The organism is Sphingomonas sp. CFBP 13733, from assembly GCF_014841795.1.
Lineage (GTDB): Bacteria > Pseudomonadota > Alphaproteobacteria > Sphingomonadales > Sphingomonadaceae > Sphingomonas > Sphingomonas aerolata.
This window is the reverse complement of sequence record NZ_JACYUP010000002.1, coordinates 247,219-262,833: the sequence shown is the minus strand read 5'-3', so window position 1 is coordinate 262,833 and position 15,615 is coordinate 247,219. Positions and strand designations below refer to the sequence as shown.

18 protein-coding genes and 1 tRNA gene are annotated in these 15,615 nt (G+C 69.0%); 13 read left to right on the top strand and 6 right to left on the bottom strand.

From position 1 onward, the window contains the following. The first annotated feature begins 13 nt into the window (after positions 1-13). From IFT71_RS05380 to IFT71_RS05345, 8 genes are all read left to right on the top strand, one after another. A complete protein-coding gene (locus IFT71_RS05380; RefSeq protein WP_192139555.1) occupies positions 14-1,342 on the top strand; it encodes a lipopolysaccharide biosynthesis protein in 1,329 nt (442 codons plus the stop codon). Positions 1,343-1,437: 95 nt separating this feature from the next. Then, positions 1,438-1,902, top strand: a complete 465-nt coding sequence (locus IFT71_RS05375) for a DUF2141 domain-containing protein (protein ID WP_042467124.1) — start codon at positions 1,438-1,440, stop codon at positions 1,900-1,902. Positions 1,903-1,968: 66 nt separating this feature from the next. After that, a complete protein-coding gene (locus IFT71_RS05370) occupies positions 1,969-3,006 on the top strand; it encodes a diacylglycerol kinase family protein (protein WP_192139553.1) in 1,038 nt (345 codons plus the stop codon). Beyond that, the gene (locus IFT71_RS05365; protein WP_192139551.1) at positions 3,003-3,896 is read left to right on the top strand and encodes a hypothetical protein; all 894 of its coding nucleotides are present in this window, start codon (positions 3,003-3,005) and stop codon (positions 3,894-3,896) included. Before IFT71_RS05370 ends, IFT71_RS05365 begins: the two co-directional genes overlap by 4 nt. Further along, complete coding sequence (locus IFT71_RS05360) at positions 3,893-4,663, top strand: nucleotidyltransferase family protein (protein ID WP_192139549.1); 771 nt, start codon at positions 3,893-3,895, stop codon at positions 4,661-4,663. The genes IFT71_RS05365 and IFT71_RS05360 overlap by 4 nt, the downstream gene beginning before the upstream one ends. A 101-nt stretch (positions 4,664-4,764) precedes the next feature. Next, the gene (dapB, locus tag IFT71_RS05355; RefSeq protein WP_166747166.1) at positions 4,765-5,493 is read left to right on the top strand and encodes a 4-hydroxy-tetrahydrodipicolinate reductase; all 729 of its coding nucleotides are present in this window, start codon (positions 4,765-4,767) and stop codon (positions 5,491-5,493) included. Between the two features lie 4 nt (positions 5,494-5,497). Beyond that, entirely contained in the window at positions 5,498-6,187 is a 690-nt protein-coding gene (gene nth, locus IFT71_RS05350; protein WP_192139547.1) for an endonuclease III, read from the top strand. A 23-nt stretch (positions 6,188-6,210) separates the two neighbouring features. Continuing rightward, positions 6,211-6,287 (top strand) — tRNA-Arg (locus IFT71_RS05345). Positions 6,288-6,317: 30 nt separating this feature from the next. Here the strand turns inward: IFT71_RS05345 and IFT71_RS05340 are convergent. Then, a complete protein-coding gene (locus IFT71_RS05340; RefSeq protein ID WP_192139545.1) occupies positions 6,318-7,022 on the bottom strand; it encodes a dihydrofolate reductase family protein in 705 nt (234 codons plus the stop codon). A gap of 158 nt (positions 7,023-7,180) precedes the next feature. Between IFT71_RS05340 and IFT71_RS05335 the strand changes: the two genes are divergently transcribed. After that, complete coding sequence (locus tag IFT71_RS05335; RefSeq protein ID WP_192139543.1) at positions 7,181-8,185, top strand: SDR family oxidoreductase; 1,005 nt, start codon at positions 7,181-7,183, stop codon at positions 8,183-8,185. Positions 8,186-8,329: 144 nt separating this feature from the next. Beyond that, entirely contained in the window at positions 8,330-9,124 is a 795-nt protein-coding gene (locus IFT71_RS21835; protein WP_192139541.1) for a retroviral-like aspartic protease family protein, read from the top strand. A gap of 57 nt (positions 9,125-9,181) precedes the next feature. On the opposite strand, the gene IFT71_RS05325 is transcribed toward IFT71_RS21835, so the two are convergent. After that, positions 9,182-10,021, bottom strand: a complete 840-nt coding sequence (locus IFT71_RS05325) for a hydroxypyruvate isomerase family protein (protein ID WP_192139539.1) — start codon at positions 10,019-10,021, stop codon at positions 9,182-9,184. Between the two features lie 154 nt (positions 10,022-10,175). On the opposite strand from IFT71_RS05325, the gene IFT71_RS05320 reads away from it, so the two are divergent. Further along, the gene (locus tag IFT71_RS05320; protein WP_243845694.1) at positions 10,176-10,451 is read left to right on the top strand and encodes a hypothetical protein; all 276 of its coding nucleotides are present in this window, start codon (positions 10,176-10,178) and stop codon (positions 10,449-10,451) included. A 10-nt stretch (positions 10,452-10,461) separates the two neighbouring features. On the opposite strand, the gene IFT71_RS05315 is transcribed toward IFT71_RS05320, so the two are convergent. Both IFT71_RS05315 and IFT71_RS05310 read right to left on the bottom strand, forming a co-directional pair. Further along, the gene (locus IFT71_RS05315) at positions 10,462-10,989 is read right to left on the bottom strand and encodes a hypothetical protein (RefSeq protein ID WP_192139537.1); all 528 of its coding nucleotides are present in this window, start codon (positions 10,987-10,989) and stop codon (positions 10,462-10,464) included. A gap of 97 nt (positions 10,990-11,086) precedes the next feature. Next, positions 11,087-11,347 (bottom strand): hypothetical protein, encoded by a 261-nt coding sequence (locus IFT71_RS05310; RefSeq protein WP_037532231.1) that lies wholly within the window; start codon positions 11,345-11,347, stop codon positions 11,087-11,089. Positions 11,348-11,591: 244 nt separating this feature from the next. On the opposite strand from IFT71_RS05310, the gene IFT71_RS05305 reads away from it, so the two are divergent. Next, positions 11,592-12,710 carry a fatty acid desaturase family protein gene (locus IFT71_RS05305; protein WP_192139535.1) on the top strand — a complete coding sequence of 373 codons (1,119 nt, stop codon included), beginning with the start codon at positions 11,592-11,594 and terminating at the stop codon, positions 12,708-12,710. A gap of 77 nt (positions 12,711-12,787) precedes the next feature. Next, positions 12,788-13,105, top strand: a complete 318-nt coding sequence (locus tag IFT71_RS05300; protein ID WP_192139533.1) for a hypothetical protein — start codon at positions 12,788-12,790, stop codon at positions 13,103-13,105. 76 nt (positions 13,106-13,181) lie between these two features. Here IFT71_RS05300 and IFT71_RS05295 read toward each other — a convergent pair whose 3' ends face one another. Together IFT71_RS05295 and IFT71_RS05290 are read right to left on the bottom strand one after the other, a co-directional pair. Then, on the bottom strand, positions 13,182-14,243 hold the full coding sequence (locus IFT71_RS05295; protein WP_244654779.1) for an acyl-CoA dehydrogenase family protein: 1,062 nt from the start codon (positions 14,241-14,243) through the stop codon (positions 13,182-13,184). 34 nt (positions 14,244-14,277) lie between these two features. Beyond that, positions 14,278-15,486, bottom strand: a complete 1,209-nt coding sequence (locus tag IFT71_RS05290; protein ID WP_192139529.1) for an acyl-CoA dehydrogenase family protein — start codon at positions 15,484-15,486, stop codon at positions 14,278-14,280. Positions 15,487-15,615 lie beyond the last annotated feature (129 nt).

The window sequence follows — 15,615 nt, the reverse complement described above, 5'->3', positions numbered from 1 at the left end:
GGCCGCAGGGCGCATGACTCAGGCCCCCGCCCCTTCCCCCACGACCAAGGATTTCGGTGGCGTGCTGCGTTCGGCGGCGCGCAACCTGGGCTGGCTGCTCGCGAGCCGCAGCGTGCTGGCGATCCTGTCGCTCTTCTATCTTGGCTTTGCGACGCGCACGTTGGGCGTCGTCGATTTCGGTCGGTTCGCGCTGATCACCGGTGCGGTCCAGGCGCTGACGACGTTCGTCGGCTTCCAGACGTGGCAGATCATCGTCCAGTACGGCGTCCAGCCGCTCCACGACGGTGACAGCCCGCGGCTCGCGCGGCTGTTCCGGCTGGCGGCGCGGCTCGACCTGTCGAGCGCGATCCTCGGCGCGCTGCTGACGATCGGCATCCTCCAGATCTGGGCGAGCGCGTTCGGCATCCCACGCGACCTGATGCACTACACGCTCGTCTTCGCGGTGATCCAGCTGCTGACGATCCGCTCGACCCCGCTCGGCATCCTGCGGCTGCGCGACAAATTCTCGCTCTCCGCACTCGCCGACAGCATGACGCCGGTGATCCGCTTCGTCGGCGCGGGCGCGGCGATGCTGTTCGATCCGACGATCCGCGGCTTCATGATCGCCTGGGCCGCGGCCGAGCTGGTCACCGCGGCGACCTACTGGATCATGGTGTGGCGCAGCGGCGACTTCGCGCTGCTGCTGGGCGGGCGCAGCGGCTGGCGCGCGCTGGTCGCGGAGAATCCCGGCGTGGTGAAGTTCGCGCTGAGTACCAACGCCAGCGCGACGCTCGGCCTGTCGAGCAAGCAGATCCCGCTGCTGCTCGTCGGCGCGTCGATCGGCCCGGCCGCGGCGGGCGCGTTCCGCCTGGCGGCGCAGGTCGCGCAGGCGCTCGCCAAATTGTCTCAGCTCCTGTCGCGCGCCGCCTTCCCCGAGATCGTCCGCGCGGTCCGCACCGCGGCGCCCGAGCGGCTGCGCTATATCCTGGTGCGGACGATGCTGGCGAGCAGCGCGGCGGCGCTCGCGATCCTCGCGGTCGTCGCGCTGATCGGCGAACCGATGCTGAAACTGGTCGGCGGCAAGTCGTTCGGCAGCGCCTATCCGGTGCTGTTGTGGCTCGCGGCGGCGGGGTGTTTCGACCTGGCGACCGTCAGCCTCGACACCGTGCTGACCGCGGTCAACCGCGCGGGAACGGTGTTCGCGATCCGCGTCGTCGGCGTCATCCTGCTATTCATCGGCGCGTTCGCCTTGATGCCGCTCTATGGTTCGTCCGGGGTGGCGATGGGCGTCGCGATCGGCTCGGTCGCGGTCGCGATCCTGCTCGGCTTTGCTGCGGCGAATCTGACGCGCAGCCGTCCCTGAGGGCGGCACGCCCCGCCGCGGTCGATAAAGCCCGGGTTCACAGAGCCGACGTCATTGGCCTCCAAATTGCCGTTATGCGATTGCAAGGGTCCCCCATGACGAATCTGCCTCTCCTGCTCGCGCTCGCCGCGGGTGCAACGCTCGCCTCGACGTCCGCGGCTGCCGCGGAGACGTGTGTCGGCACGCCCGGGAACGGCGCGGCCAAGCTCGTGCTCGAGGCGACCACGCTGCACAATGCGGTCGGCGAGGTCGCGTTCACCGTCTATCCCGACGACAAGGGCCGGTTCCTGTCCAAGGGCGGCAAGCTGGCGCGCGCGCGCGTGCCCGCCGCGCAGCCGCACGCCTGTTTCTGGCTGAAGCCCGGTTATTACGCGATCGCGCAATATCACGACGAGAACAGCGACCATGATTTCAACCGCACGCTGTTCCTGCCGAAGGAGGGGTTTGGATTTTCGAACGACGCCCCCACATCGGTCGGCCTGCCCTCCTTCGCGTCGGCGCGGGTGGCCTTGCCGGCCGGGGGGACGGTCGTGCGGATGAAGATGCGGTATCGGCGCTAGCGTCGATCAGGGGCAGACGTGCCATAAAAATGTAGCGATACTAGCCTGCGACAGGTAGCCAAGAGTGTGAGCGACGCCGTTTCCAATTTCCAGGCCTTTGATGGCGTGCCGTTTCCAGCGGCCAGACGCGGCGCGGCACCGGACGTGACCGCGCGCAGTGCTGCGTCGCAGATCCGCACCGGGATCATCTGCAACCCCAAGAGCCACCGCAACCGCAGCAGCGTCGAGGCGACGCGGCCCTTCGTGTCGGGCACGGTGCTCGCGGTCACGCCGCGGACCCAAACCGAGCTGGCCGCGGTGCTGAGCGATTTCGCGCAGCACGGGATCGAGCTCTTGGTGATCGATGGCGGCGACGGCACGATCCGCGACGTGCTGACCGCGGCGGCGACGGTGTGGACGGGCGCGATGCCGCGCGTCGCGATCGTGCCGTCGGGCAAGACCAACGCACTCGCGCTCGATCTGGGCATTCCCGATCACTGGACGCTCGACCAGGCGCTCGCCGCGGCGCGCGACGGCGCGAGCATCGTCCGGCGCCCGGTCGAGGTCGAACGCGCCGGCACCGGCCAGAAGCTACGCGGCTTCCTGTTCGGCGCGGGCGCGTTCGTCGAGGCGACCGGGCTCGCCCAGCGCGCGCACCGCGCGGGCGCGTTCAAGGGCTTCGCGGTCGGCGTCGCGCTGAGCTGGGCGATCGTCCAGACCTTGTTCGGTCGCGCATCGGGGATGTGGCGCGCGGGCAACCGGATGCACGTCCGCTACGATCCCGCCGCCGATGCCGGCCGGGTCGCGGACACCGACACGCATCGCTACATCCTGCTCGCCTCGACGCTGACGCGGATGCCGCTGGGCGTCCAGCCATTCGGGGCCGCGCGCGACGGGCTGAAGACGCTGCTGGTCGATGCGCCGCCGCGCTGGCTCGCCGCCGCCGCACCGCTGATCGTCGCGGGCTCGCCGGCGAAATGGCTCGACCGGGCGGGCTATCACCGGATCGACACGCCCGCGCTCGACGTGACGATGGAGGCGGGCTTCATCCTCGACGGCGAAGTCTATCCGGGCGGCGCGCTGACGATCCGCCAGGCGGCGCCGATCAGCTTCGTCGTTCCGTGAGCGCGACGCTCGGCGCGCTCGTCCGCGACCAGCTCGCCACCCCGGTGATCCCCGCGGTGCGGCACGTCGCCGAGGCGCTTGCGGCGACGCCCGGCGCGGTCGGCATCCTGTTCTACGGCTCGAACCTGCGGACCGGCGCGACCGAGGGCGTGCTCGACTTCTACGTGCTGACGGCGGGCGCGCCCGAACGCGGCATCTGGCCGACCGTCAGCTACCGCGAGTTCGACGAGGCGGGCGAGACGCTGCGCGCGAAGATCGCGACGATGCGGCTGTCGACCTTCGCCAGGGCGGCGGACGCGGGGACGCTCGACACGACGATCTGGACGCGCTTCGTCCAGCCCTGTGCGCTGGTGTGGTCGCGCGACGAGGCGACGACCGCGCGGATCGCCGAGGCGATCGCCGCCGCCGCACGCTCCGCCGCGCGGTTCGCCGCCGCGCTCGGCCCCGAGACGGGCACCCCGCGCGACTATTGGCGGGCGCTGTTCCGCCAGACCTATGCCGCTGAATTCCGCGTCGAAAAGGGTGGACGCGAGGATCAGATCATCGGTTTCGACCCAGACCGCTATAACCGGCTGCTTCCGCTCGCCTGGGCAGCGGACGGGATCGCGGTGACCGCCGAGGGCCAGGCGCTGCGCCCTGCCCTGCCGCCCGCGCGCCGCGCCGCGGTGCTGCGCGCGTGGCGACTGCGGCGGCGCGCGGGCAAGCCGATCAACATCGCCCGGCTGATGCGCGCCGCCTTCACCTTCGACGGGGCGGCCCGCTACGGCGCGTGGAAGATCGAGCGGCACACCGGGATCGCCGTGCCGCTGTCGCCCTGGGCCGAGCGGCATCCGATCCTTGCCGCGCCCGGCGTGCTGTGGCGCGTCTGGCGCGCGCGGCAGGCGGCATGACGGACGCCGTGCCTACCCCGTTCAACGCGCTGATCCTCGCCGGGTCGCGCGGCGGCGTCGATCCGCTCGCGGCCTATGCGGGCGTCGCGCACAAGGCGCTCATCCTGCTCGAGGGGCGGACCTTGCTCACGCGGGTCGCGGACGCGCTGCGCGAGGCGGGCGCGGGCGTGATCGCGGTATCGGTATCGGACGACGCGGTGCGCGATCATGCGGTCGCGCTGGGGCTGCGGGTACTCGACGCCGCGAGCGGCCCGAGTCTGAGCGTCGGCGACGGGATCGCCGCGCTCGGCACCCCGCTGCTCGTCACCACCGCGGATCATGCGCTGCTCCGCCCCGAATGGATCACGCGGTTCCAGGCCGACATTCCCGCCGACGCCGATGTCGCGGTGCTGCTCGCGCGCCGCGACGTGGTCGAGGCGGCAGCGCCCGGGACGCGGCGCACCTATCTCCGCTTCGCGGACGGCGGCTGGTCGGGGTGCAATTTGTTCCGCTTCGCCACCCCCAGGTCGATCGCCGCGATCGATCTGTGGCGGCAGGTCGAGGCGGATCGCAAGCGGCCGTGGCGGATCGTCCGCCGGCTCGGCCCGGGGCTGTTGCTGCGCTATGCGCTGGGCCAGCTGACGCTGGGCGATGCGATCGCGCATCTCGGGCGCAAGGCGGGGCTGGTCGCGGCAGCGGTCGCGACGCCGTACGGGCTGGCCGCGGTCGATGTCGACAAGCCCGCCGATCTCGACCTCGTCCGGTCGCTCCCGCCCGTCCCGCGATAACGCTATCGCGCGGATTTGGGGTCTATTCGCGACCCCCCGCTTCGTGCGAAAGCGCGCGCATGATTGCACCGACCTCGCCTCCGTCCGCCCCCCGGGCCCGCATGACCGCGATCGGCATTTATGGCAGCGCCGGCCGGATGGGCCGCGCGATCACCGACGCGATCGAGAGCGCGGGCGCGACGCTCGCAGGCGGCGTCGATGCCGGCGACGACCCCAGCCCGCTCGCCGCCGCCGCCGACGTGCTGGTCGACTTCTCGACCCCCTCGGCGATCGAGGCGCATCTCGCCGCCGCGCGCGCGGCGGGCACCGCGCTCGTCATCGGCACGACCGGCCTGACCCCGCAGCACCAGTCGCTGATCGACGCCGCCGCCGCCGACATCGCGATCCTCCAGACCGGCAACACCTCGCTCGGAGTCACGCTGCTCGGCATCCTGGTGCGCGAGGCCGCGGCGCGGCTCGGCCCCGACTGGGACGTCGAGATCGTCGAGATGCATCACCGCCACAAGGTCGACGCGCCCTCGGGCACCGCGCTGCTGCTCGGCGAGGCCGCCGCGCGCGGGCGTGATTCGACGCTCGCCGAGCTGCGCGTCGACAGCCGCGCCGGGCTGGTCGGCGCACGCAGCGAGGGGACGATCGGATTCGCGTCCCTGCGCGGCGGATCGGTGATCGGCGACCACAGCGTGATCTTCGCGGGCGAAGGCGAGCGGATCGAGCTCAACCACCGCGGCGACGATCGCAGCATCTTCGCCCGCGGTGCGGTGCGCGCCGCGCTCTGGCTCGCCGACCAGCCCGCCGGCCGCTACCGGATGGGCGACGTGCTCGGGCTGTGAGCCAGTGAAGAAGGCCGACGTCGTCGACTTCTATGCGCGGCTCGCCGAGGCCGATCCGCATCCCGAGACCGAGCTCGAATTCGTCAATCCCTACACGCTCGTCGTCGCGGTCGCGCTGTCTGCGCAGGCGACCGACATCGGCGTCAACAAGGCGACGCGCGCGCTGTTCCGCATCGCCGACACGCCGCAGGCGATGCTCGCGCTCGGGCTCGACGCGCTGAAGGAGCACATCAAGACGATCGGCCTGTACAACACCAAGGCCAAGAACGTCATCGCGCTGTCGCAGATGCTCGTCGACGAATATGACGGCATCGTCCCGAACGACCGCGCCGCGCTCGAACGCCTGCCCGGCGTCGGGCGCAAGACCGCCAATGTCGTGCTCAACGTCGCGTTTGGCGCGGAGACCTTCGCGGTCGACACGCACATCTTCCGCGTCGGCAACCGCACCGGCCTTGCGCGCGGCAAGACCCCGCTCGCGGTCGAGCTGAAGCTCGACGCGGCCACCCCCCAGCCCTTCCGCCTCCACGCGCATCACTGGCTAATCCTGCACGGCCGCTATGTCTGCAAGGCGCGCACCCCCGAATGCTGGCGCTGCCTCGTCGCGGACCTGTGCGCGTTCAAGCCCAAGACCCCGCCGCCCAAGCTCGCCGCCAAGATCAGCGCGGCCAAGAAAATGGCTGGCGCACCCGACTAGGCTTTGCTACGCGCACGCCTCAGGCACCCGTAGCTCAGCTGGATAGAGCGCTGCCCTCCGAAGGCAGAGGCCACTGGTTCGAATCCAGTCGGGTGCACCAATTCCGTTCCGCCATGTACGCCGACTGCGCTTAGCCGACCGCCTCCACCCGGTACCGCAAATTGACCGCCCCGGCGGCCAATTGTTCGCATCCGAGCAGTGACAGCGTCACCTTGCCCTTCAGGCCGTCGCCCGCCGCGACGATCCGCTCCGCATCGGCGCCGCCGTCGAGTGCGGGTGCGATGACGAGGCTGAGTTCGTCGACCAGACCGGCAGCGAGGAACGAGCCGTTGATGCCGGCGCCGCCTTCGAGCAGCAATGTTTCGATGCCGAGTTCGCGCCGCAACGTTGTTAGCGCACCGGCGAGGTCGATCTCGTCGCTATCCGACACGAGGTAGGACACGCCATTGGCGGCGAGCTCCGCGAGATGGGCGTCGCTCACCCCGCGTCCGAGCAGCACGACCACAGGGTCGCCGCCGATGTCGGGCCCGGCGAAGCGGATCTTGCCGGCGCGATCGAGCGTGATCGCGAAGGACGCGGCATCGTGCGCCTGGAACAGCGACGGTCGCGCGGGCGCGTCCGCCGTCGTCGACGCACGCGGCTCTCCCTTCGCCATCTCCGCCATGGTGACGCGTCCGACGATCCAGCCATCGGCGTCGAGGCGCTCGTGCAGCGACTCATAGGCGCGCGTCCACTCGCTGGCGGTGCCATCCGGGCTGTCGGTGTAGCGGCTGGGATGCAGGCCACCATCGACCGACGCGGTCATGAGGCAGATGATGCGCGGGCGGTCGGTCATGGTGGGATACTCGCAGGTGCAGATCGGGATGAACGCCGCTCGGCATCCGCGGTTTCCGCAGTATCGGGCCGGATGACCGCGCCGATGGAACGGTCCGCGCCGCGGTTCGTCGAGCAGGGACCAGCCCGCCGGCGACCCCGACCGACAAGGATCCGATCATGAGCAACGGTGAAACCTCCCGCCGCAGCATCCTGGGCAGTGCCGCCGTCGGCCTCGCAGCCGCGGCCGCGCCGGGCATGGCGCGGGTGCAATCGACCGGGGCCTCCGCCACCGGGCCCGCCCCCAGCCTGCGCGACCCGCGCAATGCGTACACCCGCACCCCCTTTCCCGAGCAGCGCCAGGCTTGGCCCGCGCTCGCAAGCAAGATGACCCCCCGCCCCGATCATGGCGAGCAGAGCTATCGCGGCAGCGGCAAGCTGGTCGGTCGCAAGGCGCTGCTCACGGGTGGCGACAGCGGGATCGGGCGCGCCGCCGCGATCGCCTTTGCGCGCGAGGGTGCGGACGTCGCGATCAACTATTATCCCAGCGAGGAGCCGGACGCGCGCGAGGTCGCCGACCTGATCCGGCAGGCGGGGCGCAAGGCGGTGCTGCTGCCCGCCGACATCCGCACGCAAAAGGCCTGCGAGGATACCGTCAGAAAAGCGATCGCGCAGCTCGGCGGTCTCGATATCCTGGTCAACAATGCCGCCTATCAGCAGTCCAAGGCGGACATCATGGAGATCAGCGACGAACAGTTCGTCCGCACCTACGAGACCAACGTGTTCCACGTCTTTCGCTTTTCGAAGGCCGCGATCCCCGCGATGCCGCCGGGTTCGGTGATCATCAACACGATCTCGCAGAACGCCTATGATCCGAACGACGACCTGATCGATTATGCCTCGACCAAGGCGGCGATCCAGAATCTGACGCGCGGCATGGCCAAGCAGCTCGCCAAGAAGGGCATCCGCGTCAACGCCGTGTCGCCCGGCCCGATCTGGACACCGCTCCAGGTCGCGGGCGGGCAGCTGCCGGGCAAGATGCACGAATTCGGCCAGGACACGCCGCTCGGCCGCGCGGGACAGCCGTCCGAACTCGCGATATTGTTCGTCGCGCTGGCGTCCGGCGAGGCGAGCTACTCGACCGGGACCGCGGTCGGCGCGCATGGCGGTGCGGGCTTCCCCTGATCCCGGACCGCGCCCGCGCCGCCAAGCACCATGGACGTCGACCGCAGCGCGTCCTGCCGCGCTAACCAACTGTAAACACACTGCCGCTAGGGTTCCTTTGATCCTCCGGGACGGATGTCCGTGGATGAGGAAAAGAGGACTGCCGTGGGCATCAGAGCAACCGTCCGCGCAGGGGCACTCGCGATCGCGCTGGCGTCCGCGCTGACCGCTACCGCTGCCGCCGCGCAGGTCCGCGTCGCGATCGGCGGGCAGATCCAGGATGTCCCGGCGAACACCGTGCGCACCGTCACCACGATCAACGGTCATACCCGCATCGTCGACACCGCCTGGCGCGGCGGCACGGCGACGCCGGGCATGGCGGTGATCACCACGACCGAGACGACCGACGAGGACGACGAGGGGCACATATTGTCGCGCACCGTCGTCACCTGCATCGAGCCACAGCGGACGATGGTCGCCGCGGTGAGCTATGCGCCGCCGCCCGCCCCCCGCATCGAGATCGACCCCGCCGACCTCGACGAGCCGGTCACCTTTGGGCAGCCGCATGTCCTGCGGATCAATCGCGATCCCTGGGGCGGGCATTTCGTCGCGGCGATGATGGTCAACGGCGTCCGCATCCGTGCGATCGTCGATACCGGCGCGGCCTACACCATCCTGTCGGCGGACGATGCGCGCGCGACAGGGGCCGACCGTGCGGTGCAGCGCGAGGAAACGGCGATCGGCATCGGCGGCTATACCCGGCTCGGCGTCGCGCGTGTCGCCTCGGTCGAGATCGGCGGGCAGAGTCTGGGCCGGATGGCGATGCGCATCGGCCAGCGCGGCATGCCCTATACGCTACTCGGCCAGCCCGAGATCGCGCGGCTGGGACGCGTGACGATCGAGGACGGGGTGATGACGATCACGCCGCGCGCGCTGACGACGCAGCTCGCGATGCGCTGAGTCCCGGGCCACGCGCTGGCCCCGGCAGTTACGAAGCGTCGACCGTCCGGCTCCCGGTCACACCGTGCAGGTCCGGACCGCTTGGGCGAGCGCCGTCAAGGGATCGCCGACCGGCACGAATTCATGCGCGAAATAACCCTGGAATTTGAGATCGGCGACGCTGCGCGCGACTGCCCGCCAATCGACCTCCTGCGTGCCGTCGAGATTATGCCGCCCGGGAACCCCGCCGGTATGGAAATGGCCGATCCACGCGATGTTCTTGCGGATCGTGTCGATCAGGTCGCCTTCCATGATCTGCATATGATAGATGTCGTAGAGCAGCTTCACGCGGGGCGACGCGACTTCCTTGGCGACCTGCACGCCCCAGGCGGTATGGTCGGCCATGTAATCGGGGTGGTCGACCTTGCTGTTGAGCAGCTCGACGCAGATCGTCACATCATGATCCTCGGCGATCCGCTTGAGACGGTTCAGCCCGGCGACGGCGTTGTCGGCGCCCTCCGCGTCGGACAGGCCCCGGCGATTGCCTGAAAAGGCGATCACATTGGGGACGCCTGCCTTTGCGGCCTGCGGGATACCGATGCGGAACGCCCGTTCGATCGCCGCATGGTTTTCCCGCCGGTTCAGACCATTGGGGATCGTCATGATGTCGGCGGCATAGCCCATGGTGCACCGCAGTCCGTGCCGGCGCGGCACCGCATATTCGGCGGGCTGCAGCAGATCGATGCCGTCCAGCCCAATGCGCGCCGCGGCGGCGCACAGGGCATCGAGCGGCATGTCCTGATAGCACCAGCGGCTGACGGACTGCTTCAAACGGCCACGCCGCGCGGGCGCCGCGGCGATCGCCGGGGTTGCGCACAGGGCGAGAGAAGAAGCGATGACGGTGCGCCGAGTAATCATGCCCGCACACTAGGCCAGACGGGCCTGCCTGCAAGCTGTATTGCGCCCCGAAGCCACGCGCCGCGGTCGGCATGCGACCAAGCTCTTGATCACGGGGAGATTTCGTGGTGGTCGGGGTACAAAGCGAACCTCGCTTGTCAGGGACCGGGGGCGCATGATGGAGATGCCGGCGATGTCCGACGATTATGCACGCGGACGGCGGGACGGGCTTCGTCTCGCACTCTCGATCCTCGCGGCCGAGGAGGCCAAATGGGAGGCGCTGCTCGGCGAGAGCTCCTCCTGGCGGACGAACGCAACTCGCGCGATCCGGCACAAGGCGTATCAGGTCGCCACCAAACGCGTGCAGACCGCACTCAACCGCCTGTTGCCCAAGGCGGAAACCGCGTTGCCGGCCGAGATCGCATCGATGATCGATCAGGCCGGATTATAGGGGAATCGTGTCAGCGGCGGTTGGCGTTGAACGCAGCCTTTTCGGCCTCGGTGGCGCGGCGCGGCGCGGATTCGAGCTGGGGCAGGCGCAAGGGCGGGCGTGATGGATCGCGACGGGTGGTCGTGGCGTCGGTGCTTGCCGCGCGGCGCGGGGTGGGCGTCGCAGCGGCGGCGGGCGGCACGGGCGGCGGTGCGTCCTGCAGCGCATAGGCCTTGGCTTCGACGGCCGCGAGACGGCCCTTGAGCAGGTCTATCTCGACCGTCTCGGGCGTGGTCTGCATCTCCGCGAGCGATTTTTCGAGCGCCTCGATACGCTTTTCGGCAATCGCGAGGCGGACGGACTCTTCGGTGCGGGCGATATCCTGCGCGACGCGTTGCGTCTCGGTGCGCCTGAAATCGGCATCACGCCGCGCCATCGGGTCGCGGCTGTCCGTATCGGCGCCGCCGCGCGCCCAGCGTGGCGGATCGCAGGCCGACAATGCCAGGGGCAGTGCGAGCGACGGGACGATCAGGGCGCAGCATCGGACGATACGGGTCATGTCCCAGCCCTACACGGCGCGGCCTTGAAACGTCTATCGCCCGATACCGGGCGACAGAGGTTGCGGGGGCGGCGCGACCGCCGCCCCCGCGCTTAACTCAGTTGCTGTCCGAGTTGTCGTCGTCATTTTCCTTGTCGATGACAAGGTAGGTGACGCCCGCGAGCATGCCGACGCCGATGACGAGCGGTGCGATGCTGTCCGCTGCGATCTTGCTCGAGCGCTTGGTGGCGGTGCCGGTGCGAACCGACGACGCGACCGACAGCGACTTTGCAGCGTTGCCGGTTGCCGGTGCTGCGCTCGCCGCGACGGGGAGGGCAGTCATGGCAAGCGCGGCTGCGCCAAGGATCAATGTCTTCATAAAATTCGCTTTCTCGAAAATGAGCCCGGTTGGGAACCACCGCCCTAACGATTGCGCCAGCAAAGCGTTCCTAATTCAGATCAACGATGCAGGCGGGTCTTCTCGGCCCCGCATGTCTGTCGCGACGGCGACACGCAATCGGTCGCGGCCCGGCCGGGTGGTTGATTCCGGTCGTCCCATCACCATTTTTCAGCCTGAATTCTTCTGTATCGACGACGATACGTCACCCGAAAATGGTATGATCATGGCAACCGCATTCGTCACGCCCGACCCCCTTGCTGCGACCCTGTCGCGGGCCTCGGCCGCGCTCGCGCGTCCCAAGGCGGCGCAGGCGGGACGCGAGGATATCGCGATGATCAAGGCCGCGGCGTCGCTGACGCGCGACCTGCATGCGGCGCGCCCGATCGTCTACTGGACCGATCTGATCGCGTCGGCGGGCCTCGGCTATGCGGGCATGGCAGTGGCGATCGTCGCGACGCCGCTCTGGGCCAAGCTGCTCGGCGCGGTCGTAGCCGTGCTCGCCTTGTACCGGGCGCTCAGCTTCATCCACGAACTGTCGCACATGAAGCCGAACGCCGTGCGTGGCTTCACGGCGGGGTGGAACATCCTGTTCGGTGTGCCGGTGATGATGCCGTCGCTGATGTATGAGGGCGTCCATACGCTGCATCACGCCAAGACGCGCTACGGGACGAACCGCGATCCCGAATATATGCCGCTCGCCCGCGGGCCGGCGGCGACGCTCGCGATCTTCGTGCTGGTGTCGGCGCTGCTGCCGATCGGCCTGATCCTGCGCTACGGCGTGCTCGCGCCCTTGTCGCTGCTATCGCCCAAGCTGCGCGAGATCGTCGTCACGCGCTATTCCGCGCTCGCGATCAACCCGCAGTTCCGCCGCAAGCCTCCCGAGGGCGCAGCGCTGCGCAGCTGGCGGATCTGGGAGACCGCGGCGAGCATCTGGGCGATCAGCTTCGTCGTGCTGACCGCGACCGGCGTGTTCCCGCTGGCCGCCTCGCTCACCTTCCTCGCCATCGTCTCGGCGATCGCGGTGCTCAACCAGGTCCGGACGCTGGTCGCGCATCTGTGGGAGAATGAGGGCGATGCGATGAGCATCACCGACCAGTATCTCGACAGCGTCAACGTGCCGCCGCCGGGCCTGCTTGCCGAGATCTGGGCGCCGGTGGGGTTGCGCTATCACGCGCTGCACCATCTGCTGCCGGGGCTGCCCTATCATGCGCTGCCCGAGGCGCATCGCCGCCTGACGGGCGAGCTTGGTGACGGGTCGTCCTATCACCATGCCAATTATTCGACGCTGTCGGGGCTGATCGTCAATCTGGTCAAGGCGTGCCGCAAGGCGGTGCGCGGCTGATCACGCCGGTATCGCTTCGCCGATCATCACGGTAAGCCCCCGCCCGGGCAGCACCCTGCCCGCGGCGGAGGCTCTACGTGTTACCCAAACTCTACCATCAGTGGATCGACTGGGTCGGCGACGGCACCGGTTTGCCCGACACCATCCTGCATATCCATGCGGGCATGGCGCTGCTGATGATCGCACGGCTGATCACGCGGCGCTCGTTCGGCACCTTCATCCCCTGGACCGTGGTCGCGGCGGGCGAGGCGTTCAACGAGATCATGGACCGGCTGAATTACGGGTCGTGGCGCTGGGACGACACGCTGGTCGATGTCGCGAACACGATGTTCTGGCCGACGGTCATCTGCCTTGGTGTCCGCCTGCGGCCGATCATCGGCAAACGCGCGCGGTAGGTCGGGCGCGCATCCGCCCTTCCGTCATCCTGGCGAAAGCCAAGATGACGGAGCGGGTGAGGCCGCTCGACGGACCTCAGGCAGCCTTGGCGAGGTCGATATAGCGCTGGAGGTGATGATCCTCGTCGCCGAGCTGGTGGTCGATCATCACCAGCCGCTTGGCATAATGCGACACCGCATATTCCCAGGTCATGCCGATCCCGCCGTGGAGCTGGATCGATTCCTCAGCGACCAGCGCGCCCGTCCGGCCGATCGTGTATTTCGCCGCCGCCAGTGCGCGCGCGCGCGCGGTCGCATCGTCGCCGTCGAACGCCGCCGCCGCGTTGATCACCGCGGACTGCGCCTGCTCGATCTCGAGCAGCACGGTCGCCATGCGGTGCTGGAGCGCCTGGAACTTGCCGATCGGCACGCCGAACTGCTTGCGACCGCGCAGATAGCCGAGCGTCGCCTCCTTGACGAACGCCATCGCGCCGAGCGCCTCGGCGGACAGCGCGAGCAGCCCCGCCTCGATCGCCGCATCGACGATCGCACGCCCCTGCCCGTCCGTGCCGATCCGGGCGTCCGGGCCGAGCGCGACGCCGTCGAACGTCACCTCGCCAGCGCCGCCGCCCTCGACGACGCTGTAGCGGCGGACCGACACCCCGGCGGCGTCGGCGGGGACGAGCAGGACGAGCGGATCGCCCGGCTGTTCGACGCTGACGACGAAGACCGATGCGGCGCCTGCCTGGTGCACGACCGCCTTCGTGCCGTTCAGTGTCCAGCCGTCGCCGTCGCGCGTCGCGGTCACGGGCGCTTGTGCATCCTCGTGCGCGAAGGCGGCGATCGTCTCGCCCGAGACGATTCTTGCCAGCACCGCGTCGTGCCCGCCCGCCGCAGCCAGCGCGCGACCGGCCATCAGCGCGCCGAGGAACGGCTCGACCACCAGCGCGCGGCCGAGCGCCTCGAACACCACCATGATGTCGAACCCGCTGCCGCCGAACCCGCCCGCGGCCTCGTCGAACAGCGCGGAGACGATGCCGAGCTCGGTCAGCTGCTGCCAGACCGCGGGGTCGTAGCCCGCTTCGCCATAGGCACCCGCGTTGCGCGTCTCGATCGGATAGCCGTCGCGGAGTGCCCGGACGAGCGTGTCGGCCAGCATCCGTCGGTCATCGCTATGCTCGAAGTTCATATGCTCAGAGACCCAATATGGCTTTGGAGATGATGTTCTTCTGGATCTCGTTGGATCCGCCGAAGATCGACAGCTTGCGGTTGTTGAAATAGCTCGGCGATGCGGTCGCCGCATCGTCGGGCCCGACCGGCTCGCCATTCCACCCCGCCTCGAGCGCCTCGGGGATATAGGGCGCGGCATAGGAGCCATAGGCGCGCCGCGTCAGCGCGGTGATCTCCTGGCGGATCTCGGTCCCCTTGATCTTGAGCATCGAGCTTTCCGCGCCCGGCGCACCGCCACCCGCCACCGCCGCGACGACGCGCAAATTGGTGGTCTGCATGTTGGCGAGGTCGATCTCGACGCGCGCCATCCGCGCCGCGAACAGCGGATCGTCGGCGAGCGGCCGGCCATTCTTCGTCTGCGTCCGCGCGACCGTCTTCAGCTGCTCGAACGATGCGATCGAGAAGCCGACGCCGGCGATGTTGGTCCGCTCATAGGTCAGCAGATACTTGGCATAGGTCCAGCCATCATTCTCGGTACCGACGAGATTTTCGACCGGCACCTCGACATCGGTGAAGAACACCTCGTTCACCTCCTGCTCGCCGTCGATCAGCGTGATCGGGCGGACCTCGATGCCGGGGGTCTTCATGTCGATCAGCAGGAAGCTGATCCCCTCCTGCTTCTTGGCGGCGGGATCGGTGCGGACGAGGCAGAAGATCATGTCGGCATGCTGGCCGAGCGTCGTCCAGGTCTTCTGCCCGTTGACGACATAAACCTCGCGACCATCCCGCGTCTCGCGCACCGCGGTGGTCTTGAGCCCCGCGAGATCGGAGCCCGCGCCGGGTTCCGAATAGCCCTGGCACCACCAGTCGGAGCCGTCGAGAATGCGCGGCAGCCAGTGGCGCTTCTGCGCCTCCGAGCCGTATTTGATCAGCACCGGCCCCAGCATGTTGACGCCGAACGGCACGACGCGCGGCGCGTGCGCGAGCGCGGATTCATTGTCGAAGATAAACCGCTGGATCACGCTCCAGCCCGGCCCGCCCCATTCGCGCGGCCAGTGATTGGCGAGCCAGCCGCGGTCGTTGAGGATCGCGTGCCATTCCTCCATGTCGGCCTTGCGCAGCCGGCGGCCCTCGCGGACCAGCGTCGAGAGACGCGCGGGGAGTTTTTCGCGGAAGAAGTCGCGCACCTCCTCGCGGAAGGCCTCTTCGTCGGGTGTGAAGCTCAGATCCATGACCATGTGACTCCTGATGATGGAGTCCATGTGCCACAGTCGATCACGAAATTGAAGGACCGGTATGGTCGGGAGGACGGAAAATACGGGTGGGTGCGACGCAGGTTAATCCTGACGGTATTGCGTGCC

What these genes read in the sequence shown, in the direction of transcription:
- IFT71_RS05380 (WP_192139555.1), top strand. Translation starts at nt 14, where the DNA reads ATGACTCAGGCCCCCGCCCCTTCCCCCACGACCAAGGATTTCGGTGGC.
- IFT71_RS05375 (WP_042467124.1), top strand. Translation starts at nt 1,438, where the DNA reads ATGACGAATCTGCCTCTCCTGCTCGCGCTCGCCGCGGGTGCAACGCTC.
- IFT71_RS05320 (WP_243845694.1), top strand. Translation starts at nt 10,176, where the DNA reads ATGATGGAGATGCCGGCGATGTCCGACGATTATGCACGCGGACGGCGG.
- IFT71_RS05315 (WP_192139537.1), bottom strand. Translation starts at nt 10,989, where the DNA reads ATGACCCGTATCGTCCGATGCTGCGCCCTGATCGTCCCGTCGCTCGCA.
- IFT71_RS05305 (WP_192139535.1), top strand. Translation starts at nt 11,592, where the DNA reads ATGGCAACCGCATTCGTCACGCCCGACCCCCTTGCTGCGACCCTGTCG.
- dapB (WP_166747166.1), top strand. Translation starts at nt 4,765, where the DNA reads ATGACCGCGATCGGCATTTATGGCAGCGCCGGCCGGATGGGCCGCGCG.
- IFT71_RS05310 (WP_037532231.1), bottom strand. Translation starts at nt 11,347, where the DNA reads ATGAAGACATTGATCCTTGGCGCAGCCGCGCTTGCCATGACTGCCCTC.
- IFT71_RS05290 (WP_192139529.1), bottom strand. Translation starts at nt 15,486, where the DNA reads ATGGATCTGAGCTTCACACCCGACGAAGAGGCCTTCCGCGAGGAGGTG.
- IFT71_RS05335 (WP_192139543.1), top strand. Translation starts at nt 7,181, where the DNA reads ATGAGCAACGGTGAAACCTCCCGCCGCAGCATCCTGGGCAGTGCCGCC.
- IFT71_RS05360 (WP_192139549.1), top strand. Translation starts at nt 3,893, where the DNA reads ATGACGGACGCCGTGCCTACCCCGTTCAACGCGCTGATCCTCGCCGGG.
- IFT71_RS05325 (WP_192139539.1), bottom strand. Translation starts at nt 10,021, where the DNA reads ATGATTACTCGGCGCACCGTCATCGCTTCTTCTCTCGCCCTGTGCGCA.
- IFT71_RS05340 (WP_192139545.1), bottom strand. Translation starts at nt 7,022, where the DNA reads ATGACCGACCGCCCGCGCATCATCTGCCTCATGACCGCGTCGGTCGAT.
- IFT71_RS05295 (WP_244654779.1), bottom strand. Translation starts at nt 14,243, where the DNA reads ATGCTGGCCGACACGCTCGTCCGGGCACTCCGCGACGGCTATCCGATC.